At 64.8% G+C, this 26,912-nt stretch carries 24 protein-coding genes; 7 read left to right on the forward strand and 17 right to left on the reverse strand.

What is annotated here, in order from left to right; all coding sequences use genetic code 11:
• Positions 1-5: 5 nt before the first annotated feature.
• Together C167_RS0115925 and C167_RS0115930 are read right to left on the reverse strand one after the other, a co-directional pair.
• Entirely contained in the window at positions 6-530 is a 525-nt protein-coding gene (locus C167_RS0115925) for a L,D-transpeptidase (RefSeq protein WP_017519279.1), read from the reverse strand.
• A 56-nt stretch (positions 531-586) separates the two neighbouring features.
• Positions 587-1,303, reverse strand: a complete 717-nt coding sequence (locus C167_RS0115930; RefSeq protein WP_017519280.1) for a TetR/AcrR family transcriptional regulator — start codon at positions 1,301-1,303, stop codon at positions 587-589.
• Between the two features lie 251 nt (positions 1,304-1,554).
• Here C167_RS0115930 and lexA point away from each other — a divergent pair, with 251 nt between their 5' ends.
• Together lexA and sulA are read left to right on the forward strand one after the other, a co-directional pair.
• Positions 1,555-2,169, forward strand: coding sequence for a transcriptional repressor LexA (lexA, locus tag C167_RS0115935; protein WP_026079098.1), 615 nt, complete (start codon positions 1,555-1,557; stop codon positions 2,167-2,169).
• Positions 2,170-2,182: 13 nt separating this feature from the next.
• Entirely contained in the window at positions 2,183-2,656 is a 474-nt protein-coding gene (gene sulA / locus C167_RS0115940) for an SOS-induced cell division inhibitor SulA (RefSeq protein WP_017519281.1), read from the forward strand.
• A gap of 49 nt (positions 2,657-2,705) precedes the next feature.
• On the opposite strand, the gene C167_RS0115945 is transcribed toward sulA, so the two are convergent.
• From C167_RS0115945 to fadB, 6 genes are all read right to left on the reverse strand, one after another.
• On the reverse strand, positions 2,706-2,945 hold the full coding sequence (locus C167_RS0115945; RefSeq protein ID WP_017519282.1) for a hypothetical protein: 240 nt from the start codon (positions 2,943-2,945) through the stop codon (positions 2,706-2,708).
• A 107-nt stretch (positions 2,946-3,052) separates the two neighbouring features.
• On the reverse strand, positions 3,053-3,574 hold the full coding sequence (locus C167_RS0115950) for a DUF6586 family protein (protein WP_017519283.1): 522 nt from the start codon (positions 3,572-3,574) through the stop codon (positions 3,053-3,055).
• Positions 3,575-3,641: 67 nt separating this feature from the next.
• Positions 3,642-6,248: a type I DNA topoisomerase gene (gene topA / locus C167_RS0115955; RefSeq protein ID WP_017519284.1), complete on the reverse strand. Its 2,607-nt coding sequence runs from the start codon at positions 6,246-6,248 to the stop codon at positions 3,642-3,644.
• Between the two features lie 92 nt (positions 6,249-6,340).
• The gene (locus tag C167_RS0115960; protein ID WP_017519285.1) at positions 6,341-6,604 is read right to left on the reverse strand and encodes a DUF1653 domain-containing protein; all 264 of its coding nucleotides are present in this window, start codon (positions 6,602-6,604) and stop codon (positions 6,341-6,343) included.
• A 122-nt stretch (positions 6,605-6,726) separates the two neighbouring features.
• A complete protein-coding gene (gene fadA, locus C167_RS0115965) occupies positions 6,727-7,902 on the reverse strand; it encodes an acetyl-CoA C-acyltransferase FadA (protein ID WP_017519286.1) in 1,176 nt (391 codons plus the stop codon).
• A 30-nt stretch (positions 7,903-7,932) separates the two neighbouring features.
• A complete protein-coding gene (gene fadB, locus C167_RS0115970) occupies positions 7,933-10,080 on the reverse strand; it encodes a fatty acid oxidation complex subunit alpha FadB (RefSeq protein ID WP_017519287.1) in 2,148 nt (715 codons plus the stop codon).
• A 474-nt stretch (positions 10,081-10,554) separates the two neighbouring features.
• On the opposite strand from fadB, the gene C167_RS0115975 reads away from it, so the two are divergent.
• Positions 10,555-11,361 carry a hypothetical protein gene (locus tag C167_RS0115975; RefSeq protein WP_017519288.1) on the forward strand — a complete coding sequence of 269 codons (807 nt, stop codon included), beginning with the start codon at positions 10,555-10,557 and terminating at the stop codon, positions 11,359-11,361.
• Between the two features lie 5 nt (positions 11,362-11,366).
• Here the strand turns inward: C167_RS0115975 and C167_RS0115980 are convergent, their stop codons facing one another.
• Positions 11,367-11,801 (reverse strand): hypothetical protein, encoded by a 435-nt coding sequence (locus C167_RS0115980; RefSeq protein ID WP_026079099.1) that lies wholly within the window; start codon positions 11,799-11,801, stop codon positions 11,367-11,369.
• A gap of 81 nt (positions 11,802-11,882) precedes the next feature.
• On the opposite strand from C167_RS0115980, the gene C167_RS0115985 reads away from it, so the two are divergent.
• The gene (locus C167_RS0115985; RefSeq protein WP_017519290.1) at positions 11,883-12,323 is read left to right on the forward strand and encodes a universal stress protein; all 441 of its coding nucleotides are present in this window, start codon (positions 11,883-11,885) and stop codon (positions 12,321-12,323) included.
• A 43-nt stretch (positions 12,324-12,366) separates the two neighbouring features.
• Here the strand turns inward: C167_RS0115985 and C167_RS0115990 are convergent, their stop codons facing one another.
• Both C167_RS0115990 and C167_RS0115995 read right to left on the reverse strand, forming a co-directional pair.
• Complete coding sequence (locus tag C167_RS0115990) at positions 12,367-13,053, reverse strand: DUF6901 family protein (protein ID WP_017519291.1); 687 nt, start codon at positions 13,051-13,053, stop codon at positions 12,367-12,369.
• Between the two features lie 62 nt (positions 13,054-13,115).
• A complete protein-coding gene (locus tag C167_RS0115995; protein WP_017519292.1) occupies positions 13,116-15,026 on the reverse strand; it encodes an ATP-binding cassette domain-containing protein in 1,911 nt (636 codons plus the stop codon).
• Between the two features lie 207 nt (positions 15,027-15,233).
• Between C167_RS0115995 and C167_RS0116000 the strand changes: the two genes are divergently transcribed.
• Both C167_RS0116000 and C167_RS0116005 read left to right on the forward strand, forming a co-directional pair.
• Positions 15,234-17,159 carry a transglycosylase SLT domain-containing protein gene (locus tag C167_RS0116000; RefSeq protein ID WP_017519293.1) on the forward strand — a complete coding sequence of 642 codons (1,926 nt, stop codon included), beginning with the start codon at positions 15,234-15,236 and terminating at the stop codon, positions 17,157-17,159.
• Positions 17,160-17,221: 62 nt separating this feature from the next.
• On the forward strand, positions 17,222-17,602 hold the full coding sequence (locus C167_RS0116005; protein WP_017519294.1) for a lysozyme inhibitor LprI family protein: 381 nt from the start codon (positions 17,222-17,224) through the stop codon (positions 17,600-17,602).
• Between the two features lie 67 nt (positions 17,603-17,669).
• On the opposite strand, the gene C167_RS0116010 is transcribed toward C167_RS0116005, so the two are convergent.
• From C167_RS0116010 to C167_RS0116035, 6 genes are all read right to left on the reverse strand, one after another.
• On the reverse strand, positions 17,670-18,479 hold the full coding sequence (locus tag C167_RS0116010) for an MOSC domain-containing protein (protein ID WP_017519295.1): 810 nt from the start codon (positions 18,477-18,479) through the stop codon (positions 17,670-17,672).
• Between the two features lie 362 nt (positions 18,480-18,841).
• Positions 18,842-19,771, reverse strand: a complete 930-nt coding sequence (locus tag C167_RS0116015) for a chemotaxis protein CheV (RefSeq protein WP_017519296.1) — start codon at positions 19,769-19,771, stop codon at positions 18,842-18,844.
• Between the two features lie 113 nt (positions 19,772-19,884).
• Positions 19,885-20,805 carry a lipid kinase YegS gene (gene yegS, locus C167_RS0116020; RefSeq protein WP_017519297.1) on the reverse strand — a complete coding sequence of 307 codons (921 nt, stop codon included), beginning with the start codon at positions 20,803-20,805 and terminating at the stop codon, positions 19,885-19,887.
• A gap of 87 nt (positions 20,806-20,892) precedes the next feature.
• Positions 20,893-22,452 (reverse strand): FGGY-family carbohydrate kinase, encoded by a 1,560-nt coding sequence (locus C167_RS0116025; RefSeq protein ID WP_017519298.1) that lies wholly within the window; start codon positions 22,450-22,452, stop codon positions 20,893-20,895.
• Positions 22,453-22,478: 26 nt separating this feature from the next.
• Positions 22,479-24,056, reverse strand: a complete 1,578-nt coding sequence (locus C167_RS0116030) for a glycerol-3-phosphate dehydrogenase/oxidase (RefSeq protein WP_017519299.1) — start codon at positions 24,054-24,056, stop codon at positions 22,479-22,481.
• A gap of 4 nt (positions 24,057-24,060) precedes the next feature.
• Entirely contained in the window at positions 24,061-25,656 is a 1,596-nt protein-coding gene (locus C167_RS0116035) for an FAD-binding oxidoreductase (protein ID WP_017519300.1), read from the reverse strand.
• Positions 25,657-25,813: 157 nt separating this feature from the next.
• Between C167_RS0116035 and C167_RS0116040 the strand changes: the two genes are divergently transcribed.
• Complete coding sequence (locus C167_RS0116040; RefSeq protein WP_017519301.1) at positions 25,814-26,842, forward strand: AraC family transcriptional regulator; 1,029 nt, start codon at positions 25,814-25,816, stop codon at positions 26,840-26,842.
• Positions 26,843-26,912 lie beyond the last annotated feature (70 nt).

The following is a 26,912-nucleotide window of genomic DNA, read 5'->3' on the forward strand; positions in this document are numbered from 1 at the left end:
TCCTTTCAATTCAGTTGCGCCGCCTGCCAATCGGGACAGGCGGCCTCTTCGATTCGGACCCGGCAATGGAGCGGCACCCGCGGGAAGAGTTCCAGCAGGTCGTCATTGCGCAGGCGGATACAGCCGTGGGACAGCGGCACGCCCATGGGCTCGCAGTCGGGCGCGCCGTGCAGGTAGATGTAGCGGCGGAAAGTATCGACCTCCCCCATCCGGTTGCGCCCCGGCTCGCAGCCGCTGAGCCAGAGGATGCGCGAGAGGATCCAGTCGCGGCCGGGAAAGGCCTCGTGAAGCTCGGCCGTCCACGTCTCGCCGGTCCAGCGTCGCCCCCTCAGGACCGCACCTTTGGGCAAATCCTCGCCAATACGTGCACGGACCTGATGCAAACCGCACGGCGTGCAGCCGGATCCGTTGCGCTCCCCCGCGCCGTTGGCGGCGCTGGATACCGGAACACGCACGGCAAGACGCCCAGCGGCAAAACCGTAGAGCATCTGGTCAGCAAGGGAGATATGGAGAAGATCAAGATCGGCCATGGCCGGCTACTGTAGCCGATCGGGCCGGCGCAGCCCAGCGCGAAGCCGGGCCCGCATCAGACCTTGGCGGGAGCCTGTGCGGCGCTCGACTTGGTGCGTGGCTTGAGCTGGGCACCGGCCAGCGATGGATCGCTCACACCGCTATCCGCGCGCATGCCGGCAGCAAGGAACGGCACCATCAGGCGCATTACCTGCTCGATGGAAGTGTTCACGCCGAAATCGTTTTCGGCCATGGCGCGCAGCGCCTTGATGCCGGACATGCTGAACACCGCAGTACCCAGCATGAAGTGCACCCGCCAGAACAGCTCCAGCGGCGGCAGGCGCGGCGCGGATTCATGGACCAGCAGCATGTAGCGGCGGAATACCTTGCCGTAGACCTCTTCGAGGTATTTGCGCAGGTGCCCCTGGCTCTGGCTGAACGCCAGGCCCAGCAAGCGCATGAAGATGGACAGGTCGTTGCCGCTGCGCGGCTTCACCGCCATGGCCTGGACCACGAGCAGCTCCAGCAGCTCTTCGAGGGTTGCGCGCGGCGCATCGGGCTTGGCCTGGCGGCGATCCAGCTCCTTTTCGAGGCTGGCGCAGAACGGACCGAGGAAGCGCGAGAAGACCGCCTGGATCAGCGCCTTCTTCGAGCCGAAGTGATAGTTCACCGCCGCGAGGTTCACCCCCGCCTTGCTGGTGATCAGACGCAGGGAGGTTTCGGCGAAGCCTTTCTCCGCGAACAGCTGTTCCGCAGCATCCAGGATGCGTTCGACGGTTTCCGACTGGGCCATGGCTACTCCGCCTGACAAACACTTGTTTGAAACATACGTTTCAGCGTCTTGTATTGTCAAGCAAAGTGCGATGGATTGTTACCAATATCATGGCAATGCGACGAGACACCTTCTGTACAGCAAGACGCCTGCCAAGATCAAAAGGTTACATGCGCGAACGCTCCACCGACAGCCGCGACCAATAAAAGCATTGCCAGCCGGCCATCACTGTATATAATTCCAGTCACTGTATAAAAAGCCAGAGTATGGACATGCTGAAGCTCACGCCGCGCCAAGCCGAGATCCTCGCCTTCATCAAACGCTGCCTGGAAGCGAACGGCTACCCGCCTACCCGCGCGGAAATCGCCCAGGAACTCGGCTTCAAGTCGCCCAACGCCGCCGAGGAGCACCTGAAAGCCCTCGCCCGCAAAGGCGCCATCGAGATGACCCCAGGCGCCTCCCGCGGCATCCGCATTCCCGGCTTCGAGCCCAAGGCCGCCGCCAATGACGACGAACTGCCGATTATCGGCCGCGTCGCCGCCGGCGCGCCGATCCTCGCCGAACAGAACGTCGACGACACCTGCCGGATCAACCCCACCTTCTTCAACCCGCCGGCCGACTACCTGCTGCGCGTACGCGGCCAGAGCATGAAGGATGTCGGCATCATGGATGGCGACCTGCTCGCCGTGCATGTGACCCGTGAGGCGCGCAATGGCCAGATCGTCGTTGCCCGCCTGGGTGAAGAGGTCACGGTGAAGCGCTTCAAGCGTGAAGGCAGCAAGGTCTGGTTGCTCGCCGAGAACCCGGAGTTCGCCCCCATCGAGGTCGATCTCAAGGAACAGGAACTGGTCATCGAAGGCTTGAGCGTCGGCGTGATCCGCCGCTGAACAGGAGACATCCATGCAGTACCCGCAGCCGCAGAACCTGCCGCAACTCCCGCTGTTCCAGGAAGCACTCTGGGCAAGCGGTACTGCTCCCTTGCTCCCGGAGCTATTGGAAGAAGAGCCCGTCGCCGACGAAAGCACATTCAGCGAGATCGCCCTGCGCGGCCTCCCCGGCCAGTGCCTGATGTTGCTGGCGCCGATGCTCCGCGAACTGAGCGAGGAAAGCGACTCGCGCTGGCTGACACTGATCGCCCCGCCATCCAGCCTGACCCCGGACTGGCTGCGCAAGGCCGGCCTGAACCGTCAGGGCATCCTGCTGCTGCCCGCTCGCGATCAGGCATCCGCCCAGGCCCTGGCCTGCGAGGCGCTTCGCCTGGGCAACAGCCACACCGTAGTGAGCTGGCTGAACCTCAGCCCGAAGGCGCGCACGCAGCTATCCCGCGCCGCCTTTGCCGGCCAGGCGCAGAGCCTGAATATTCGTCTGGGATGATCTGATCGAGGAGCTTCGCCGCGAGCGCGGCGAAGCGAAACAGCAGAACTCAGTGCAGGACGCGCGGACCTTCTTCGTCCATGCTCATGTCGCCGCCTTCTGCAAGACGACCGGCCATCTGTACACCGACATTGAACATCGCCTTGGCGATCTCGATGTGCTGCCCCTGCAGGAATCCCTTGGCATCGGCGGAAAACTCCAGGGTTACCAGCGCCTCCTCCTCGTCCGCACGACGCAGCACGATACGCCCGTCAGGCAGCTCGACAATTTCCAGAAATGAGGTTGGCATAGCGACGTTCTCCACAGCAGAACGCGTAGTGTAACAGCCACATCCGCTACACCCTAGCCAAAGCTTGCATGGACCGACCGGAAGGCCGGCGCACAGTGATGCGCGAATCAGAGCTCGGTGAGCGAAGCGCGGAAACGCAGCACTAGGTCCTTCAGGGCTTTACGCCAGGCTTCCAGCTCATCATTGCCCAGTTCGGCCGGCGCCTCGTCGTCGACATTCACCGCCTGGATCAACGGTTGGGTCGGATCGACCTTGGCTTTCTTCGGCTCGGTCGGCGGCTGGAACAGCGCGGCATAGGCCGCCAGCAGGCGCCCCAACCAGGCCTCCGGCGATTGCGCCAGTTCGACCATCTCCGCCAGCTCCGGGCTTGGAGCTGCAGCCAGCACCTCGGCATTGAGCAGCATATCGACGCGCGGCGCACCGGCCTGGGGTAGGCGGTAGTAACCGGCGATCTCATGAGCCACGCCCAGCACCGCTCCGTAGAGATGGAACAGCGCCGCTTCGCGCTCGGCCTGGATGCGCGCCTGGGCATTCATCGCACGCGCGGTTTCAGCGTTGCGCCAGGCTTCCAGAGCAAGGCCGGCGAAGAACAGCTTCTGGTTGGTGCGGGTATAGAGTTCGTTCGCCATGACCGGGCCCTCTGCAGTCGACTTCGGCAGTATAAGCGCGCCCCGCCTTGGCGGGACGCGCCTTCCATCAGCGCTTGTCTTCGACCTTCCACTTGCCGCCGTCGAAGAACGCACGCCAGCCGGTGGGCTTGCCGTCGACTTCGGACTGCACGTACTGCTCCTTGGTCTTGCGGCTGAAGCGGATCACCGCCGGGCGGCCATCCGGGTCTTTCGCCGGAGCGGACAGCAGGAAATGGTACTTCGGATCCAGCTCCTCCTTGTGCGGCAGCAGCTCGGCCACCAGCGGAGCGCGGGTCTCGCGGTTCTTCGGGAACTGGCTGGCGGCCAGGAACAGGCCGGAAGCGCCGTCACGCAGTACGTAGATGTCGTCCACCTTCTCGCACTTGAGTTCCGGCATGCGGATGGCGTCCATCTTCGGCGGCGCAGGCTCGCCATTCTTCAGCAACTTGCGGGTGTTCTTGCAGGTCGGGTTGGTGCAGCCAAAGAACTTGCCGAAGCGGCCGGTCTTGAGCTGCATTTCACTGCCGCACTTGTCGCACTCCAGGCTGGGGCCTTCGTAACCCTTGATGCGGTACTGGCCTTCCTCGATCTCGTAGCCGGCGCAATCGGGGTTGTTGCCGCAGATGTGCAGCTTGCGCTTTTCGTCGACCAGGTAGGCGTCCATCGCGGTGCTGCAGATCGGGCAGCGGTGCTTGCCACGCAGTACGCGGGATTCGGATTCGCCCTCGTCATCCGCGGCGATCTCGTCGCCCGGAATCAGGTTCACGGTCGCCTTGCAGCGCTCTTTCGGCGGCAGGCTATAGCCCGAGCAGCCGAGGAATACGCCGGTGGAGGCGGTACGGATCATCATCGGCCGGCCGCACTCGCGGCAGGGGATGTCGGTCAGGGTCGGCTGGTTGGCGCGCATGCCATCGTTGGAGGCTTCGGCCAGGTCGAGCTTCTTGCGGAAGTCGCCGTAGAACTCGTCCAGCACGTTTTTCCAGTCGCGCTCACCCTGGGCCACGTCATCGAGGTTCTCTTCCATGCCGGCGGTGAAGCCGTAGTCCATGAGGTTGGAGAAGCTCTCGTTGAGGCGGTCGGTGACGATGTCACCCATCTTTTCCGCGTAGAAACGGCGGTTGTGGGTGGTGACGTAGCCACGCTCCTGGATGGTGGAGATGATCGCCGCGTAGGTGGACGGACGGCCGATGCCGCGCTTTTCCAGCTCCTTGACCAGGCTGGCTTCGGAGAAGCGCGCCGGCGGCTTGGTGAAGTGCTGGCTCGGGTCGAGCTTGAGCAGCTTCATCGCATCGCCCTGGTTCATTTCCGGCAGCACGTCGTCCTCGCCCGGCTTGCTCTGCTGCGGCAGCACCTTGGTGTAGCCATCGAACTTGAGGATGCGGCCCTTGGCGCGCAGCTCGAAGTCACCGGCAGCGGCGCTGACGGTGGTGGACAGGTACTCGGCCGGCGGCATCTGGCAGGCTACGAACTGGCGCCAGATCAGGTCGTACAGGCGCTCGGCGTCGCGCTCCATGCCCGACAGCTGGGTCGGACGCAGGTTGACGTCGGAAGGACGAATCGCTTCGTGCGCTTCCTGGGCGCCTTCCTTGCTGGAGTAGAAATTCGGCTTGGCCGGCAGGTACTTCTTGCCGAACTCGCTGTCGATGAAGCCGCGCACCATGTCGATGGCGTCGGCCGACAGGTTGGTCGAGTCGGTACGCATATAGGTGATGTAGCCGGCCTCATAGAGACGCTGGGCCATCATCATGGTCTTCTTCACGCCGAAGCCCAGGCGGTTGCTCGCGGCCTGCTGCAGGGTGGAGGTGATGAACGGCGCCGAAGGCTTGCTGGAAGTCGGCTTGTCTTCGCGCTTGGCGATGCTGTAGCTGGAGGCCTTGAGCTTCTCCAGGGCAGCAGTGGCCTGGGCCTCATTCAGCGGCTTGAAGGCTTCGCCCTTCTCGCGCACCACTTCGAAGCGGACCTTGTCGTTTTTCGGCGTGCCGAGATCGGCATGGACTTCCCAGTACTCTTCCGGGATAAAGGCGCGGATTTCGCGCTCGCGCTCGACCACCAGCTTCACCGCCACCGACTGCACGCGGCCGGCGGACAGGCCGCGGGCGATCTTGGCCCACAGCAGCGGCGAAACCATGTAGCCCACCACGCGGTCGAGGAAGCGGCGCGCCTGCTGGGCATTCACGCGGTTGATATCCAGCTCGCCGGGCTGGGAGAAGGCCTCCTGGATGGCCTTCTTGGTGATTTCGTTGAAGACCACGCGCTTGTAGCGCGAGTCGTCGCCGCCGATGGCTTCGCGCAGATGCCAGGCAATGGCCTCCCCTTCGCGGTCCAAGTCGGTTGCGAGATAGATGGTGTCGGCATCCTTGGCCAGGCGGCGCAGTTCCTCGATCACCTTTTCCTTTCCGGGCAGGATCTCGTACTTGGCCTTCCAGCCATGCTCCGGGTCGACGCCCATGCGGGTGACGAGCTGGCGTTTGGCCTTCTCCTTGGGCGACAGGGCCGGCGCTTCGGAAGCCGTCTTGCGCGCTTTCGCCGCAGGCTCCTTCGACGCGGACGAGCCACTGGTGGGCAGGTCGCGGATGTGGCCGATGCTCGACTTCACCACGTACTGGTTGCCCAGGTACTTGTTGATGGTCTTGGCCTTGGCCGGTGATTCCACGATGACCAGCGATTTACCCATGGATCGGAAGATTCCTGCGTCGAAAAGATGAATTTATAAGGAGGGAGGAGCTAGGAGCGGCACCGCTATATATAGTGGCGGTCGCGCCAAGGTCAAGCTTGGGTTTCGCCGGACGGGCCGGTTGCAAGACCCAGCGGATCGTCTTCGGCGCTCACCAGGGCGAAGCGCGGAAGCCGTTCGCCGTTCACTTCCACCGCTTCGGTGAACATGCTCAGCGGGCGTACCCAGAGGCCGAATTCACCATACAGCGCCTGGTAGATCACCACCTCTTCCTCGGTCTCCGAATGCCGGGCGACGCCGAGCACGCGGTACTGCTGTCCCTTGTAGTGTCGATACAGTCCGGGCTGCAAGCGCATGTCGGTTCCCCTTGGCCGGCCAAAAGGCGGCGATTGTGCTCATTGCAAGGTCGTCGGGCAATCCCCACCCGACAAAAACGAAAGCCGGGGCACAAGGCCCCGGCTCTCCCATCGACGAAAGCTTAGACGCGTTCGAAGACGGTGGTGATGCCCTGGCCGAGACCCACGCACATGGTGGACACGCCCAGGGTACCGCCGTTCTGCTTCATCACGTTCAGCAGGGTGCCGGAGATACGCGCACCGGAGCAGCCGAACGGGTGACCCAGGGCGATGGCGCCGCCGTGCAGGTTGACCTTCTCTTCCATCTTGTCGAGGATCTTGAGGTCCTCCAGCACCGGCAGGGCCTGTGCGGCGAAGGCTTCGTTGAGCTCGAAGAAGTCGATGTCGTTGATGGTCAGGCCGGCACGCTTGAGCGCCTTGTTGGTCGACGGAACCGGGCCATAGCCCATGATCGCCGGATCAACGCCCGCAACGGCCATGGCACGGACCACGGCCATCGGCTGCACGCCGAGGTCCTGGGCGCGCTGGGCGCTCATGACGATCATGCAGGAAGCGCCGTCGGTGATCTGCGAGGAAGTACCCGCAGTCACGGTGCCGCCTTTCGGGTTGAACGCCGGCTTCAGGGCAGCGAGGCTTTCCAGGGTGGTGTCCGGGCGGATGGTTTCGTCGAAGTCGAACACCTTCAGGAAGCCATTCTCGTCATAGCCTTCCATCGGGATGATTTCGTCTTTGAATTTGCCTTCCTGGGTGGCTTTCCAGGCCAGCTGGTGCGAGCGCACGCCGAACTTGTCCTGCGCCTCGCGGGTGATGCCATGCATCTTGCCCAGCATTTCGGCGGTCAGGCCCATCATGCCGGACGCCTTGGCGGCGTACAGCGACAGGTGCGGGTTCGGATCGACGCCGTGCATCATGCCGACGTGGCCCATGTGCTCCACGCCGCCGATGACGAAGACGTCGCCGTTGCCGGTCTGGATCGCCTGCACGGCGGTGTGCAGGGCGCTCATGGACGAGCCGCACAGACGGCTGACGGTCTGGCCGGCGCTGGTGTGCGGAATCTGGGTCATCAGCGACGCCATGCGCGCGATGTTCCAGCCCTGCTCCAGGGTCTGGTTCACGCAGCCCCAGATCACGTCCTCGACTTCCGCCGGGTCGATCTTCGGGTTGCGCTCCAGGACTTTGCTGATCAGGTGCGCGGACATGGTCTCCGCGCGGGTGTTGCGGTGCATGCCACCCTTCGAACGGCCCATCGGGGTGCGGCCGAAGTCGACAATGACGGCGTCTCTCGGATTCAGGCTCATAAATTCACTCTCGCTCTATTCGTTGCGCACTCAACCGAAGAACTTCTGGCCGTTCTTGGCCATTTCACGCAGCTTCGCGGTCGGGTGGTACAGCGCACCCAGGTCGGCGTACTTGTCGGCCAGGGCGACGAATTCGGCCACACCGATGGAGTCGATGTAACGCAGGGCACCGCCACGGAAGGGAGGGAAGCCGATGCCGTAGATCAGGCCCATGTCGGCCTCGGCAGCGGTCTCGACGATGCCGTCTTCCAGGCAGCGCACGGTTTCCAGGCACAGCGGGATCATCATGTAGTTGATGATGTCCTCGTCAGTCAGCTCGCGCTGCTCGGTGACGATGGACTTCAGCAGCTCATAAGCCTGCGGATCGGTGACTTTCTTCGGCTTGCCGCGCTTGTCGGTCTCGTAGGCGTAGAAGCCCTTGCCGTTCTTCTGGCCCAGGCGGTTGGCGTCGTACATCACGTCAACAGCGGTCTTGCCTTCCACGGCCATGCGGTCCGGGAAGCCTTCAGCCATCACGTCGCGGCCATGGTGGCCGGTGTCTATGCCGACCACGTCGGACAGGTAGGCCGGGCCCATGGGCCAGCCGAACTTCTCCATGATCTTGTCGATGCGTACGAAGTCCACACCGAAGCCCAGCAGCTTGGAGAAGCCGCCGAAGTACGGGAACAGCACACGGTTGACCAGGAAGCCGGGGCAGTCATTCACCACGATGGGGTTCTTGCCCATCTTCTTGGCGTAGGCCACGGTGGTGGCGACGGCTTCTTCGCTGGACTTCTCGCCACGGATGACTTCCACCAGCGGCATCATGTGCACCGGGTTGAAGAAGTGCATGCCGACGAAGTTCTGCGGACGCTTCAGGGCCTTGGCCAGCAGGCTGATGGAAATGGTGGAGGTGTTGGACGCGAGGATCGCATCTTCCTTCACCACGCCCTCAACTTCGGCCAGAACGATCTGCTTGACCTTCGGGTTCTCGACCACGGCTTCGACGACGATGTCGACGTTGCCGAAGTCGCCGTAGGACATGGTCGGGCGAATGGCGTTCAGCGCCTCGGCCATCTTGGCCGGGGTCATGCGGCCTTTTTCGACGCGCTTGCCCAGCAGCTTCGCGGCTTCGTTCAGACCCATCTGGATACCCTCTTCGCGGATATCCTTCATCAGGATCGGAGTGCCCTTGGAGGCGGACTGGTAGGCGATGCCGCCACCCATGATGCCAGCGCCCAGAACGGCCGCCAGTTTCACATCCTTGGCGATCTCGTCGTACTGCTTGGCCTTCTTCTTCAGGTCCTGGTCGTTGAGGAACAGGCCGATCAGGCTCTGCGCAACCGAGGTCTTGGCCAGTTTCACGAAGCCCTGGGCTTCGATTTCCAGCGCCTTGTCACGGCCGAAGTTGGCGGCTTTCTGGATCGACTTGATGGCTTCGACCGGAGCCGGGTAGTTCGGGCCGGCCTGGCCAGCAACGAAGCCCTTGGCGGTTTCGAAGGCCATCATCTGCTCGATGGCATTCAGTTTGAGCTTTTCCAGCTTCGGCTGACGGCGGGCCTTGTGGTCCAGCTCGCCGGCGATGGCGCGCTTGACCAGGTCCAGGGCGGCGGCTTGCAGCTGCTCCGGCGCCACGACGGCGTCGACGGCGCCGACTTTCAGCGCGTCTTCAGCCTTGTTTTCCTTGCCCGAGGCGATCCACTCGACGGCGTTGTCGCAGCCGATGATACGCGGCAGGCGCACGGTGCCGCCAAAGCCCGGGTAGATGCCCAGTTTCACTTCCGGCAGGCCGACCTTGGCGGTGGCACTCATGACACGGAAGTCGGCAGCCAGGCACATTTCCAGACCGCCGCCCAGGGCGATGCCATTGATCGCGGCTACGGTCGGAACGTTCAGGTCTTCGAAGTCGCTGAAGATCTTGTTGGCTTCGAGGTTGCCGGCCAGCAGCTCTTCGTCAGGCAGCTTGAAGTTGTCGACGAACTCGGTGATGTCGGCGCCGACGATGAACACGCCCTTGCCGCTGGTCACGATCACGCCCTTGACGGACGCATCGGCCTTGATGGTATCGACTGCTTGGCGCAGTTCATTCAGGGTGAGTCGGTTGAACTTGTTGACGGACTCGCCCTTGAGGTCGAAATTCAGTTCGACGATGCCGCTCTCAAGAGCCTTAACCGTGATGGCTTTACCTTGGTAAATCATCAACTGATCTCCACGCTAGGGAAGCTTGAAATCACACGTCGGACACCGTGTATCGGGACCGTTCGGCAGTGCCGAGGTTAGTCCCAAAGCTTGCGGCACACCCGCCGACGCGATAGCCGGGGCGTTATGTTGGATCCTTCGCACGTGGCAAATGATCGATTCATACGCCCGTTTGATTTGGGTGCGCCCACCTTCTAGCAAAAGCCAATGCTTGTCAATCGGCGAGACGTAACAGTCGCAAAGCGGCCGGGGCGTCTGGCCCGGAGCATTCAGCGCAGCCCTGATGCCCTATTCACCACGCCTATCGTGACAATTGTCATCTGGCACCGCCGTCCTGAATCCCTCTGTTCAAACCCCATGGCCCGCGCTAGAGTCGGGCGCAATGGCGATCTGCCTTCTGCCAACGCCGGCAGACGCCTGGAACCTGTGCAATACAAAACAACAAGAAGCCCATGGCTCCAAGGAGTTGGAACGATGCCCAGCCGTCCGCTCGTGCGTCTGCTGTCTGCGCTCGCGCTCACCGCCCTGCCCCTCATCGCTGTCGCCGACGCCGCCAGCGACCTGCTCAACGTCCACCAGACGCGCCTCGCCGCCCAGCGCAGCCTCGGCGACTTCTTCATGTTCAACGCGATGGAGGGCGACCAGAAGTACGCCAAGATGGTCGAGGCCTCGTCGCAGAGCGCCGCCGGCGCCTTGGGCAAGCTCGGGGAAATGCCCGGCAACGAATCGAAGAAGCTCAAAGCCGAGTTGCAGGATGAGTGGAAGGCCTATGCGACCCAGTTGCATACGCTTACCGGCGCGCTGGACAGCAGCGGCTATACCGATCTGCAGCCGGTGGCCGACCTCGCGGCGCAGAACCGCAAGCTGCTGGAGACCGCCGAGCAGCTCTACATGAAGATTCAGGAGGAAAGCGGCAGCAAGGTTCCGCCGCTGACCCAGCAGACCCGCGAGCAGAGCCTGTTGATGCAGGACATCGCGGTGGACTACGCCTCGCGCAATGCTTCGGTGGGCGCGAGCTTCTTCGGCGGCGGCGAGGAGCGCCCGCTGGACGACCTGGCCAACCGCTTCGCGATCAACCTGGTGAAGCTGCAACAGGCGCCGCAGACCACGCCGGAGATCGGTCAGGAACTACGCGGCGTGGCGATCAAGTGGCGCTACATCGAGAAGTCGCTGCAGAACTACAACCAGAACAGCGTGCCCTTCCTGATCAACAAATACTCCGACCGCATCATCGAAGACCTGGAGAAAGTCTCCGGGCTCTATGCCGCGCAACAGAGCTGATCGCCTCACGCATGCTGCTTGAGGAAGCTGGCGACCCGCTCGAGGTCGCTACTGTCGCCGCGCTCGCCCCAGTACAGCGCGAGAAACTGCGGCGTCGCCTCGACCAGGTAGACATCCTTCGGCAGGCGGGCCAGCGCCTGCGCCAGCTCGGCGGGTGCGCTCGCTTCTCGCCAGCGGTCCAGCCAGACGCCTGGTTCGCTCTGCCAGTAGCACCAGACATCGCGGCTCTTGCCGCGGGCGCGATGGTATTGCGCGCACTGGCGCGGCGGCTGCCGTTCCAGCCAGTGCGGCCATTCCTGCTGCGCCATCTGCATGGCCAGACCCAGGCGGCGCGCCTGCAGGCGCAGGTTCATTTGCCCGCGCTGGCCGCGCGACGGGATCAGCCAGGTCAGCGGGCTTAGCACCAGAGCGATGAGAAGAATTACCATCCAGGTAGTCATATCGGTTATACCGGTCAAACAGGTCAAGCACGGCCATTGGGGCCATACTGTTTACTAACGAGTCCCCCGGAGGAGACGCTCATGCCCTACCAACACATTCTGGTCGCCGTCGACCTAACCGAAGAATGCGATCCGGTGATGAAACGGGCGGTCGCGCTGGCCAAGGCCAACGATGCCCGGCTCTCGGCGGTGCATGTGGTCGAGCCCATGGCCATGGCCTTCGGCGGCGACGTGCCGATGGACCTGTCGATGTTGCAGCAGCAGCAATTCGACCAGGCCAAGGAGCGCCTGCACCAGTTCACCCTCACCTACGCCGAGATCACCAGCTCCCAGTGCCACCTGGTCTATGGCCAGCCGCGCCAGGAAATCCACCGTCTCGCCGATGAGCAGGACTGCGACCTGATCGTCGTCGGCAGCCACGGCCGCCACGGTCTCGCCCTGTTGCTGGGCTCCACCGCCAACGACGTGCTGCACGGTGCGCCCTGCGATGTCCTCGCCGTACGCCTGCAGAAAACCGGCTGAGCCAACCCAAGCAGACAGCGGGCCCCGAGGGGCCCGCTTCGTTTCAGGCGCCGAGCATGTCCCCGCTCATCAGCAACGGCCGCACCTTCTGCAACTGCGCCTCCAGCGAATAGCTCATGCTCGACGCCATGGAGAAGAAGCTGAGGAAGGCCTTCAGGTTCGAGTCTCCGTCGCAGGTCTCGTGAATCCGCTGCCAGAACGCCTGGTTCACCAGCTGCAACTGCTGGAATTGTTTTACCAGTCCCTTCAGCTCCCAGTCCGCATGGCGTCCCTCGCGGAAATTGAAATACTGCCGCATCAGGTAAAGCGACACCGCGCGCAGGATGAACTCCTGGTTGCTGGCGAACGGCAGGTGCTGCTGCGCCATCGGCTTGAGCCGGCCCAGCAGCGGGCAGGCGCTGGTGGCCATGATCACGCCGAGCAGCGCGCGCAGCCCCTCTTCCAGCCCCGCATGCTTGATGTATTCGCGCTCAGGCGTGCGCACCTGCACCGTGACCTTCTTGAAGGCCGGCAAACCACGGAAGTCCTCGATCACCCGGTGCAGATCCACCGCCGCCGGGCAGTGGCTATGCTGCGCCGGGTTCAGCGGGCAATTGCTGCAACGGTTGTTCTCCAGGCGCGTCCAGCGTGGCGTCTGGGCGGCTATCTGGGCGTCGTACTGACGCTCCAGCTCGATGCGGTAACTGAACTCGTGCTCATCATCCAGGGTGATGCGGTACTCGATTGCCATTCGGCCGTCCCCAACAGTCTTTGATCAGCGATACGCACGGGCACATCACCGGACCGAACGGATCACTCTTCCAGTTCGGCCCAGCGCTCGATCAGTTGGTCCAACTCCCCTTGCAGCGACCCCAGGCGATCCAGAACCGCCTGCGCCTCGCTTGGCGGACGCTGGTAGAAATTCGGCGCCGCTGTTTCTGCCTGCAGCGCGGCCATTTCTGCCTCCAGTGCGTCGATCTGCCCGGGGATGGCTTCCAGTTCACGTTGCAGCTTGTAGCTCAGTTTCTTCTTCGGCGCGGCTTCCACCGGCGCACTCACAACCGCCGGTTGTTCGGGAGCGGGGGCAGCAGCAGGCTTGTCGGCCTTCTCCTCACCCACGCCCAGCAACTTGGGCGAGCCGCCCTGACGCAGCCAGTCCTGGTAACCGCCGACGAATTCGCGCACGCGCCCCTCGCCTTCGAACACCAGGGTGCTGGTCACCACGTTGTCGAGGAAGGCCCGGTCGTGGCTGACCATCAGTACGGTGCCGTCGAAGGTCAGCAGCACCTCTTCCAGCAGCTCCAGGGTTTCCACGTCCAGGTCGTTGGTCGGTTCGTCCAGCACCAGCAGGTTGGCCGGCTTGCTGAACAACTTAGCCAGCAACAGGCGTGCCCGCTCGCCACCGGAGAGCGCTTTCACCGGGGTACGGGCGCGCTGCGGCGAGAACAGGAAGTCGCCCAGGTAGCTGAGGACGTGGCGATTCTGCCCGTTGATGGTGATGAATTCGCGACCTTCGGAAATGTTGTCGATAACGGTCTTTTCCGGCTCCAGCTGGTGACGCAGCTGGTCGAAATAAGCCACTTCCAGTCGGGTGCCTTCCTTGACGCTGCCGGAAGTCGGCTGCAGGTCGCCCAGCAGCAGTTTGAGCAGCGTGGTCTTGCCGGTGCCGTTGGCGCCGAGCAGGCCGATGCGGTCACCGCGCTGCAGCACCAGGGAGAAATCACGGATCAGCGCCGGGCCGCCCGGATGGGCGAAGCCGGCTTTCTCGACGACTATCACCTGCTTGCCGGACTTCTCGGCCGTCTCCATCTGGAAGCTGGCCTTGCCCTGGCGCTCACGGCGTTCGGCACGCTCGTTACGCATCGCCTTCAGCGCGCGCACCCGGCCTTCGTTACGGGTACGACGGGCCTTGATGCCCTGGCGAATCCACACTTCCTCCTGGGCAAGACGCTTGTCGAACAGTGCGTTGGCCGCTTCTTCCGCCGCCAGCTCCTGCTCTTTATGCACGAGGAAGCTGGCGTAGTCGCCGTTCCAGTCGATCAGGTGGCCGCGGTCCAGTTCGAGGATGCGGGTGGCCACGGCCTGCAGGAAGGAGCGGTCGTGGGTGATGAACAGCACGGCACCGGGGAAATCCGCCAGAGCGTTTTCCAGCCAGGCGATGGCACCGATGTCCAGGTGGTTGGTCGGTTCGTCCAGCAGCAGCAGGTCGGGCTCGGCCACCAGCGCCTGGGCCAGCAGCACGCGGCGGCGCCAGCCACCGGAGAGCTCGGCGAGGGTCTTGTCCGCCGGCAGCTGCAGGCGGCTCAGGGTGGTATCCACCAGCTGGCCGAGGCGCCAGCCGTCGCGGGCTTCGAGGTCCTGCTGGACGCGCGCCAGCTTGTTCAGGTCCTCTTCGCTTTCGATGTGCATGCTCAGGTGGTGGTACTGCGCCAGCAGCTCGCCGACTTCGGCAAGGCCCTCGGCGACCACGTCGTAGACGGTACGGTCGTCGGCGCGCGGCAATTCCTGCGGCAACTCGCCGATCTTCAGCGAGGGCGCGCGCCAGATGTCGCCGTCATCGGGCTTCTGCTCGCCCTTGACCAGCTTGAGCATGCTCGACTTGCCGGTGCCGTTGCGGCCGATGATGCAGACCCGCTCACCGCGACCGATCTGCCAGGACACCTTATCCAGCAGCGGAGTGGTGCCAAAGGCAAGGGACACGTCGGTTAACTTGAGCAGGGTCATTGGGTATCTCCACAAACAGGGCGCGCAGTTTAAGGGAAAGCGCGGAAAAGTCAGAGGGGTGCAGACAAAGTGCCAGGGCGAGACATTCGTCCCTCTTTGAGCCGGGCAGCCCTGGTGGCGCTTTCACCCCCTGCGCGCAACAGGCTAAGCTACCCGGCAGCGGGCGCGCGCCCTCCAGCGCCCACCGATCATCTTCCCGGAAGAGCCATGCGCGGTCGCCTTTTCTCCCTGTTTTCCTGCCTGATCCTCAGCCTGTCCGCCTCGACAGCCAACGCAGCGTCCCTGCCCCAGCAGCGCCAGATGTACGACGAGGCGCAGAAGGCCCTTGCGCGCGGCGACAGCGGCCCGTACTTCAGCTACCAGTCGGCGTTGGCCGATTATCCCCTGCAGCCGTACCTGGCCTACGACGAACTGACCAGCCGTTTGAAAAGCGCCAGCAACGCCGAGATCGAGCGGTTCATCGAGCAACACGGCGACCTGCCGCAGATCAACTGGCTGAAGCTGCGCTGGATGCGCCAGCTCGCCGACCGCGGTGACTGGAACACCTTCGTCCGTTATTACGACCCGAAGATGAACTTCACCGAACTGGACTGCCTCTACGGCCAGTATCTGTTGGGCCATGGCAACAAGGCCGACGGCTACGCCACCGCCGAGAAGCTCTGGCTGGTGGGCAAGCCGCAGCCCGATGCCTGCGACACTACCTTCGCCCTGTGGCAGGCCGACGGCCAACTTACCGAGGAGAAGGTCTGGAAACGCCTGAAGCTGGCTGCCGAAAAAGGCAACTACAGCCTCGCCACGGTACTCTCCAAGCGCCTGCCGACCCTCGGCAGCCAGGGCGCGTTGATGGTCAACGTCGCGCAGAACCCTTCGCAGCTGAGCCAGGCCACGCGTTTCGGCGCCCGCGACCACGCCACCGCCGACGTGGTCGGCCTCGGTCTGCGCCGCCTGGCCAAGCAGGACCCGGAAAAAGCCATCAACCTGCTGGACTACTACAGCTCGGTGCTGCCCTTCTCCAGCGACGAGAAAGTCTCCATCGCCCGCGAGATCGGCCTGAGTCTGGCGCGCCGCTACGACCCACGCGCACTGCCGATGATGGTCAAGTACGACCCGCAACTGCGCGACGACACCGTCACCGAATGGCGCCTGCGCCTGTTGCTGCGGCTGGGCCGTTGGGAAGACGCCTATGAGCTGACCCGCGCCCTGCCACCGTCGCTGGCCGAGACCAACCGCTGGAAATACTGGCAGGCGCGCTCGCTGCAACTGGCGCAGCCGCAGAACAAGCAGGCCATCAACCTGTACCAGCCGGTGGCCGGCGAACGTGATTTCTATGGTTTCCTTGCCGCCGACCGGATCAACGCCCCCTACCAGCTGAACAATCGCCCGGTATCGCTGGACGCGGCGACGATGCAGCGCGTGCGCAATGCGCCGAGCACCCGCCGCGCCCTGGAGTTCTACGCCCGCGGCGAGATCATCAACGCCCGCCGCGAGTGGTACCACGCTGCCCGCCACCTGAGCCACGACGAGCTGCTGGCCCAGGCGAAGATCGCCTACGACATGCAGTGGTACTTCCCGGCCATCCGCGCGATCAGCCAGGCCAAGTACTGGGACGACCTGGATATTCGCTTCCCCATGGCCTACCGCAACACCCTGGTGCGCGAGGCGCGCAACCGAGGCCTGCACTCCAGCTGGGTATTCGCCATCACCCGCCAGGAAAGCGCCTTCATGTCCGACGCGCGCTCCGGCGTTGGCGCCACCGGCCTGATGCAACTGATGCCGGCCACCGCCAAGGAAACCTCGAAGAAATTCGGTATCCCGTTGGCCTCGCCGCAGCAATTGATCGTGCCGGATGTGAACATCCAGCTCGGCGCCGCGTACCTGAGCCAGGTGCACGGCCAGTTCAACGGCAACCGCGTGCTCGCCACCGCCGCCTACAACGCCGGTCCCGGCCGCGTACGGCAGTGGCTGAAGGATGCGCGTCACCTGGCCTTCGACGTCTGGGTCGAGACCATTCCGTTCGATGAGACCCGCTCCTACGTGCAGAATGTGCTGTCCTACGCGGTGATCTACGGGCAGAAGCTCAACGCACCGCAGCCCATCGTCGACTGGCACGAACGCTTCTTCGACGAACTCTGATCCACTCCCCCGCCCGGCACCCGCCGGACGGTCTTCATCCCTTCAAGGAAAAGGAAATTCCCATGCGCAAGACCCTGCTTTCCGTCACCGTCCTCGCCGCCGGCCTGCTGAGCACCGACCTCGTTCTGGCCGCCTGCGAGAAGCCGCGCAACGCCTTCGACAGCGTGTACTGCCTGAGCACCGAATACGCCCAGGTGGACCGCGAGCTGAACAATGAATTCGGCACCCTGCGCAAGATGCTCAACGACGGCCAGAAGGCTGCGCTGAAGAAGAGCCAGATCGCCTGGATCAAGGACCGCGACGCCCAGTGCAGCTACGAGCGCGACGGCGGTTACTTCGTCAACCTGCAGTGCGCGGTGGACAAGACCAATGAGCGCCTGGCGGTCCTGCGCGAGCGTGAGCGCGAGTGCCAGAGCACCGGTTGCGTCGACGCCAAGCTGTAAAGCGCAGAGGGCATACACTCACGAACGGTGTATGCCTTGAGTACCTGTAGCGTCCCGATGGCGGGACCTACTCCAGGACTTCCACGTCCATGCCCACACTCAGCTCGCCGCTGTTCAGGGCAATGAGGTTCTGGCCGAACAGCGCTTCGCCATTGACGTTGCGATAGCCCAGCAGGGTCGCCAGCGGCTCGCGGGCGGCATCGCGCTCGCCGGTATGCGGGTCGATGGTGGTGAGGATGCAGCGCGAGCAGGGCTTGGCCACCTTGAAGGTGACGTCGCCGATGCGGATACGCTTCCAGCCATCTTCGGCGAAAGGCTCGGCGCCAGTGACCACCAGATTGGGGCGGAAGCGCAGCATCTCCAGCGGGCGTCCGACCTTGGCCGACAGGTCATCCAGCGAACCCTGGCCGATCAGCAACAGCGGGAAGCCGTCGGCGAAATGCACACGCTCGCCGGGCTCGGCGTAGGCGGTGTCGACCTGCCGGGCGCGCTGCTCGGGCATCTGCACCAGGCGCACGTCGCGACCGAGGAAGGTGCTCAGCCACTGGGCGGCGGCTTCGCCGGCATCCGGCACCTGCAGCATGTCGCGCCAGATGAGTACGCCGCGCAGGTTGTCGTCGCGGCCGGGCACATTCACCAGCAGGTCATCCATGCCGGGCGCGCGCAGGCGCAGGGCGGCGAAATCGTCCTGCCAGCGCGCCTCGATGCGGCCCATCTGCGGCAGCAGGCGCTGAGTGAGGAAGCGGCCATTGGAGGCCTCTACCACCAGCCAGCGTCGGTCCCCTGCCAGGCCCAGCGCGTCCAGGCGGACGGACTCCAGCGGCTCGTAAGCGGTGGATTTGACCGGGTAGCGGTAGAGCGCGCTCAGGCTGTACATGGGAAGCGTCCTTTCATGCAGGCGAAAGCGACCTTATACGGCGTGGGACGTGCGACTAGCAATGGGCATTGCGGTGGCGGGCATGGGTCGCCCAGACAGACGCCTGACACTGACGGAGCAGGAAGAAGGGACTTCGCGGAGAAGCTCCGCTCCAATCTGGAAACATCTGCGCTGGGAGCCCCTCTCCCCCGCCCTCTCCCTGAAGGGAGAGGGAGCCGTCCGAGCGGGGTGACGCTGCAGTTTCAGCCGGCCGCGATCCCATTCCCTCTCCCTTCAGGGAGAGGGAATACAGGCACGAACTTTCAGAAGAAGAGACTTGCCCCTACAAGAGCGGGAGCGGCTGTTCCCTGTAGGAGCGAGGATCAGGCGGGGACTTTCTGCAACCGCCGACGCACCACTTCCACCAACTGGTCCGGCTGGAACTTGGAGAGGAAGTCGTCGCAGCCGACCTTCTTCACCATGGCATCGTTGAAGCTGCCCGACAGCGAGGTGTGCAGCACCACGTAGAGGTCTCGCAGGCGCGGGTCGCTGCGGATCTCGGTGGTCAGCCGGTAGCCGTCCATTTCCGGCATCTCGGCGTCGGTGAAGACCATCAGCAGCTTCTCTTCCATGTCGTTGCCTTCGTCCGCCCAGCGCTTGAGCTGCTGCAGCGCGCGCAGGCCGTCAGTCGCAACATGCAGACGCAAGCCAAGCTGGCCGAGTGTGTCGCGCAGTTGGGAGATGGCCACGCTGGAGTCATCCACCACCAGCACTTCGCGGCCACGGGTCTGGCTGAGCAGCTTGTCGTCCAGGCGGTCGCTGGAGACGCGGGTGTTCATCGGCACGATCTCGGCGAGCACCTTTTCCACGTCGATGATTTCCACCAGGCGGTCTTCCACCTTGGTGATCGCGGTCAGGTAGTGCTGGCGGCCCGCGCCACCGGGCGGCGGCTGGATCGACTCCCAGTTGAGGTTGAGGATGCGCTCTACCCCGCCCACCAGGAAGGCCTGCACCGAACGGTTGTACTCGGTGACGATGATGGTGCTGTTGGCATCCGGAGTCAGCGCACGCATGCCGATGGCGCGGGACAGGTCGATCACCGGCAGGGTCTGGCCGCGCAGGTTGATCACCCCGCAGATCATCGGGTGGCGCTGCGGGATCAGTGTCAGGCGCGGCAGTTGCAGCACTTCCTGCACCTTGAACACGTTGATCGCGAACTGCTGCCGCCCGGCCAGGCGGAAGACCAGGATTTCCAGGCGGTTCTCGCCTACCAGTTGGGTGCGTTGATCGACAGTGTCGAGAATACCGGCCATGCCTGCTCCAGATTCGGAATGAGTCGTGCGGGAAAGCTATCGGCCATCCGTTTGGAAACAAGATACCGGCCCGGAGCCATCATGCACGACTTACTCTGTCACGGCCAGGCCGATCAGCTGTTCGCGCCCATGAGCCGCTGGGTCGACGAGAGCAAGGGCGAGTCCGCTGGCAGATGCATGGAAATCGCCGCAGGGCGCACCTCGAAGCGCAGCCTGGGCCCCTCCAGCGGCTCGCCGTCGAGATTGACGTCCAGGCCCTCGTGCGCCTCGACCTCTATCCACGGCAGGCGCGCACGGACGAACAGGTCCTGGGTACCAAGCCCACCGCCCAGCAGCGCGCCGAGGGTGCCGACCATGTCCTGCGGCGTCGGCAGGATGCTCACATCGAGCAATCCATCGTCCGCTGCCGCCTGGGGACAGAGCACATGTCCGCCGCCCGCCTGCCGTCCGTTGCCGATGCCCAGCGCGAGGAATTCCCCTTCCCAGCTGAAATCCGGGCCGCTGAAGCGGCCCTGCGCTGCATGCACCTCGGAGAAGCGCGTCAGGCCGGTGAGCAGGTAGGCCGCGCCGCCGAGCAGCTTCTTCAGGTCTTCCGGAGTATTGGCCGTGACCTTGGAGCCGAAGCCGCCGGTGGCCATGTTGAGGAACATCTGCCCGTCCACCTCGCCCAGGTCGATGGGCCGCGCCGGCACCTCCAGCAGGGCCAGCGCAGCGGCTGGCTCCAGCGGCACGCCGGCGGCACGGGCGAAGTCGTTGGCGGTGCCCAGCGGCAGGATCGCCAGGCTGGCCTTGCCACCGGCCTGGGCCAACGCCTCGGCGACATCGCGCACGGTGCCGTCTCCACCGCCGGCAATCAGCGTCGTATAGCCCGCTGCCAAGCCCTCCTCCACCAGGCGCCGGGCGTCGCCCGCCTCCCAGGTCACCCTCACGTCGAGCGTTTGCCCCGCCTCGCGCGCAGCCAGCACAGCGGCGCGCACCTCCTCGTTGGCGGCTTGCTTGCCATGCAGGATCAATAGGGCCTTGGGTTGCATCATGGTCGGCTTCCTCGCGAGTGATCCATTGAGCGTCAACTAATGGACCCAGAGTAGCGCGGGAAAATTTCGCCAACCTTCAACGGCGGATCAGGCCGGGTAGCCGGTGATCTCGCGAATGCTCTGGTACAGCGGCTTGAGCTGCTTGTACATGCGCTGGTAGACCTCGCTGTACAGCCGCTCGTAGGTGCGCTGCGCCTCGGGGCGCGGATGGAAGACATCGCCGACGCGGGTCATGGCGGCGATGGCGTGGGTAAAGTCCGGATAGAGGCCGAGCCCCACCGCACAATCGATGGCTGCACCCAGGCCGGAAGCTTCGTAGACATGCGGACGCTCTGCCGGCAGGCCGAAGATGTCGGCGGTGAGCTGCATCGCCGCATCGCTCTGCGAGCCGCCACCGGCCACGCGCAGGCGCTGGATGCGGGTGCCGGAGCGCTTCTCGATACGCTCCTTGCCCTGGCGCAACGCGTAGGCCAGGCCTTCGAGGATGGCGCGGTAGATGTGCGCGCGGGTGTGCACGTCACCGAAGCCGATGATCGAGCCCTTGGCTTCCAGCCCCGGCTCGCGGATGCCCGGCGTCCAGTAGGGTTGCAGCATCAGGCCCATGGAGCCGGCGGGCACGCTGTCGACCAGTTCGTCAAAGAGTTTTTCCGGCTCGACGCCGAGTTCCTGCGCGCGTTGCATCTCGCGCAGGCCGAACTCGCGCTTGAACCAGCTGACCATCCAGAAACCGCGGTAGATCATCACCTCGGTGTTGAAGTGATCGGGGATCGCCGCGGGGTACGGCGGGATCAGCGGGATGGTCTCCAGATAGCGTGAACGGGTGGTGTTGATGGTCGCGGTGGTGCCGTAGGACAGGCAGGCCACGGTCGGATCGATGGCGCCGGCGCCGAGCACTTCGCAGGCTTTGTCGGCGCCGGCGGCGATCAGCGGCAGGCCTTCGGGAATGCCGGTCAGGCGGCTGGCTTGGGCAGTGATCTCGCCCAGTTTCTCGCCGGGCTTGAACAGCTCCGGCAGCTGCTCGCGGCGCACGTCCAGCGCCTGCCACTTCCAGTCGCGCGGCGCGGCCCATTGCAGCTTCTTGTAGTCGAACGGCAGGTAGGCAACGCTGCAGGCCACCGAATCCACGTAGCGTCCGCACAGACGCTGGGTGAGGAAGCCGGAGAGCAGCAGCACCTTGTGCGTGCGCTGGTGGATGTCCGGCTGCTGCTGGGCGATCCAGTTCACTTCGGCCTGGGTACGGAAGTAATCCACCGCGCCCTGCGCGCCCACCAGCTTGAACAGCCACCCCCAGGGGCCCTTGATCGATTCGCCCGGCTCGGCGCGGCGCTGGTCCAGCCAGATGATCGCCGGGCGCAGGGCCCGACCCGCTTCGTCGACGTGGATCACGGTACCGCGCTGGGTCGTCAGCGAGACGCCACGGATGCGCCTGCGGTCGATGTCCACGCTGGCCCACAGGCGCTTGCAGGCCTCGCCCAGCTGCTCCCAGTAGTACTCCGGGTGCTGCTCGGCCCAACCGGGCTGCGAGGAGAAATAGGCTTCCAGCTCGACCTTGCCCTTGCCCACCAGGTTGCCCTGGAGATCGAAGAGCAGCGCGCGCACGCTCTGGGTGCCGTTGTCGATGGCCAGCAGGTAGTTGTTGTTATCCATGGGGCTCTCGTTCAATGGGGCCGCGGTCAGTGCGGCAGGCTGTAGCAGCGACGCCACAAGGCCAGATAGTCCTGTTCCTCACGTTTCCAGCGCGTGTCGTCCCAGCCCAGGCGTGGCTGGCACAGTGCGCGGATCTTCGGCAGCTCGGCGGCTGCGCCATCGGCCAGCAGCAGGCCGATACGGGTACGGCGCAGCAACAGGTCGTCCAGGTGCAACACCAGTTCGCCTTCCGCCGCCCTAGCCAGCTCGGCCCAGAGACAATCGGTGTTGCCGATGCATGCGCTGCCCAGGGTTCTGATTGCCCTCGCCAGCTCCGGCAGCGCGCGGCCATGGCGACCGCTCAGGCGTCGCTTCTGTGGCGCAGTGAGTCCTGGCAAGTCGATGTCTGCCACCGGTTCGAAGACCTGCTCGCCGGCGGGTTCCAGCGGGCGCTCCAGCATCGGCGCGCAGGCCGCCAGGACTTCCAGCGCCAGCAGGCGGAAGGTGGTCAGCTTGCCGCCGGCCAGGGTCACGCAGCCGGGCTCGACCCACAGCGCATGTTCGCGCTTCTCGTCCGACGGCCTGAGCACTGGGGCGCCATCGCTGACCACCGGACGCACCCCGGCCCAGGTGGAGAGCACATCTGCCGAGCTGATCCGGGCAGACGGGAACTGCTGCGCGCAGGCCGCCAGCAGGTAGTCCACTTCCTCGCGGCTGATGGCGGCATCATCGTCCAGCGTGTCGCGATGGTCGAGGTCGGTGGTGCCGACCACGGTCGCGCCCTCCCAGGGGAAGACGAACACCGGACGCTTGTCCTGACCGTGCATGAAGCTGAAGGCGTGGGCGACCGGCAAGCGCCAGGCCGGCAGCAACAGGTGGCTGCCGCGCAGCGGGCGGATGTGCTCGCTGCCTTGCTTCTGCCGCAAGGCATCGGCCCAGGCGCCGGTGGCCAGGGCCACGGCGCGGGCGCGGATACTGAAGCGCTGGCCGCTCTCGCTGTCCTCGGCGACCAGTCCCTGAATGCGACCATCGCGGCGGTCCAGTTCGATCACTTTCAAGCCGTTCAGGGCTTCGCCGCCTTCGGCACGCGCTTCGCCCAGCACACGCATCACCAGGCGTGCATCGTCGGTGACCGCGTCCTCGAAACGGGTGCCGCCCAGCAGGCGGTTTTCCTTCAGCCCCGGCGCCAGGTAGCGCAATTCTTCCAGGCGATGGAACAGATGGTTTCGCCGCCCCGCGAGCGCGTCGTAGAGCCAGAGCAGGGCGCCGAACACCCGCGGGCCGGGGAAGCCGCCCTGGTAGTGCGGCATGATGAAGCTCAGCGGATCGACCAGCCCCGGTGCCTCGCCCAGCAGGCGCTGGCGCTCGCGCACCGAGTCGCGGGTCAGGCCGAACTGGCCCTTGGCGATGTAGCGCAAGCCGCCGTGGACCATCTTCGACGAGCGGCTGGAGGTACCCCAGGCGAAGTCGCGCTGCTCGATCAGCAGGCAGCGCCAGCCGCGCCGCGCCGCCTCGCGCAGGATGCCGGCGCCAGTGATGCCGCCGCCGACCACGATCAGGTCCCAGTCGCGCGCCGCCAGTTCCGGCAACGCCTCGGCACGCCAGGCTGCATTCCAGGCAGGCATCGTCTCAGTCCTGCAGCAGCGTGCCGGGGTTCAGCCGGCCGGACGGGTCGAAATGCCCGGCCAGCGCCTGGATCGCCGCCATGCCCAGCGGGCCCTTCTCCACCGGCAGATAGGGCGCGTGGTCCTTGCCCACGCCGTGCTGGTGGCTGATGGTTCCGCGGTGGTTGGCGATGGTCTGGCTGGCAGCGTGCTTGAGCTTGCGCCAGCGCTCGTGCGTCTGCGCATAGCTGGCCGCCGGGCGGAACACATAGGTGGTATAGATGCTCGAGCCTTCGCCATAGACATGCGACAGGTGGGTGAACACATGCACGCGCTCGCCTTCGGCGGCCAGGCCCTCACGCAGGCTGGCTTCGATACGGTTCAGCAGGTTGTCGACGTTGGACCAGTCGGTGGCGGTTTCCAGGGTGTCGACCACGTAGCCGTTCTCCCACAGCGCTTCGCGCAGGTAAGGAAAGCGGAAGCGGTTCTGCGCCCATTTCCTGCCCAACAGGGTGCCGGTGAACACGCCGCCAAAGGCCTTGAGAAGGCGCCGCGCAGCACGCAGCGAGGTCGCGTTCTGGGCGCGGTCGCCGGTGACGCCGAAGGTCAGCATGCATTTGCCCTCGGCCGCGCCGCGCAGTTTCAGGTAGCGCTCCAGCCAGGCGATCTGCCCCGGATGACCTGCCAGTGCAAGCTGGGTGGTGGTTTCCACGGCATTGGACAGGCGCAGCATGGAGAGCGGTACGCGCGCCTGCACCAGGGTGCGGATGCCTTCCAGCGCCTGCTCCCAGGACGGCAGGAAAACCGCGTAGAAACGCTCGTCCTCGGCGATGCGCGTGACCCGCACCTTCACCGACGAGAGAATGCCGAAACGACCTTCGGAGCCCATCACCATCTCGCGCAGATCAGGCCCCGCCGAGGAGGCCGGGAAGGTCGGAATTTCCAGGGTACCGGCGAAGGTTTCCAGCGAACCGCCGGCGAACAGCTGCTCGATGCGCCCGTAGCGCAGCGACTGCTGGCCACTGGAACGGCTGGCGACCCAGCCACCGAGGGTGGAGAGCTCCCAGGACTGCGGGAAGTGACCGAGGGTATAGCCCCGGGCGCGCAGCTGGCTTTCTACTTGCGGCCCGTTGGCGCCGGGGCCGAAGGTGGCGATCAGGCTCTGCTCGTCCAATTCCAGCAGGCGGTTCATGTGCTCCAGGGAAACCGTGAGCACCGCCTTGTCGGACACCGGCGGGTTGATGTGACCGGCCACCGAGGTGCCGCCGCCATAGGGGATCACCAGGCAGTCCCAGAGCTCGGCGAACTTCAGTAGCTCACGGATCTGCTCGGCGGTCTGCGGGTAGGCCACGCCGTCGGGGAACACGCCGAAGTCGCCTTCGCGCATCGCCAGCCAGTCCGGCAGGCTCTGGCCGCGAGCGTGCAGCAGGCGGTCCCGGGCTTCGCGCACCACCAGCGGATGCTCGGGCAGGCGCGAGGCCGGCACCTTGGCCAGTACCTGCTCCAGCGTCGCGTCCGGCAGCGTCAGGCCCGGGCCCACCAGTTCGGCGAGGAACCCACGCCCGTTATCGGGCAGTTCGACCACCGTCGTTTCTTCACCCCAGCCGTTCCAGCGTCGCATGCCCGCTCCTTTTATCCAGGTCTCTGTCTGCCATTTCGATAGCTATTCCGGTGCCGCTTGATGGCTGCCTATACTAGCCAGCCGCCCTGCCCTGTCACTGTCGGATCAAGACAGGCGCAGTTGCCGATCGAGACACCGAAGAACAAGAACTCACGCCATGCATTCCCTGGGCTACACCTCCGTCCCCGCACTGCTGAAATACCTGCGCCACGCCGAGTCCCTCGGCATGGACCAGGACGCTGCCCTCAAGGCTGCCGGCCTGGAACGCTCGCAACTGAGCGACAACAGCCAGCGTCTGCCGAGCGAGGCCCACGAACGCCTGCTGCAGCACCTTTGCGCGCACTCCGGCGATCCGTTGTTCGGCCTGCACTCCGCACGCTTCGTGCAGCCAGGCTCCTGGAGCGTGCTGGGCTACATCACCATGAACTGCGCCAACCTGGGCGAAGCCATGGGCCGCATCATTCCCTACGAGAAGCTGGTCGGCGACATGGGCGTCAGCCGCCTGGAACCGGGCACGGACCACATCAAGCTGATCTGGAACTGCCGTCACGAGGCGGCGCAGATCCGCCGGCACATGGTGGAAAACGTGCTGGCATCCTGGCTGCTCTATGCGCGCTGGATCGCCGACACCGATGGCTCGCCGCAGGAAGTCTGGTTCGAGCACGCGCAGCCCGAGGGCGCCGATGTTGCCGAGTACGAGCAACTGTTCGGCTGCCCGGTGCGTTTCGAGCAACCCTTCAGCGCCCTGCTGGTACCCCTGCAGTTGCTCAGCTACCCGCTGCGCCAGGCCGACGCCAATCTGCTGCGCACCCTGGAAGAACACGCCCTGGCGCTGATGGCCGAACTGGACGACGACGAGCCGCTGCCGCTGCGGGTGAAGAACGCCCTGCGACTGCTGCTCAAGGACGGCCTGCCGCGCAAGGAGCGCGTCGCCGAACGCTTCGACATGACCGTGCGCACCCTGCAACGCCACCTGCAGCAGGCCGGCGCCAGTTACCAGCAGATCCTCGACGAACTGCGCCAGGAACTCGCCAAACACTACCTGGTGCACAGCGACCTGCCGATCCAGGACATCGCCCAGTACCTGGGCTTCACCGAGTCGCGCTCCTTCCATCGCAGCTTCAAGGGCTGGACGGACCAGACGCCCGGCGAATATCGCCAGCAGCACAAGAAAACGCCGGTCTGAGACCGGCGTTTTTCACTGCGCAGCTGCCCGCGCCAAAGCACATGGCGTTTGGATATTGACGCTTTTCACC

It is taken from the genome of Pseudomonas nitroreducens TX1 (assembly GCF_000313755.1).
Taxonomy (GTDB): domain Bacteria; phylum Pseudomonadota; class Gammaproteobacteria; order Pseudomonadales; family Pseudomonadaceae; genus Pseudomonas; species Pseudomonas nitroreducens_A.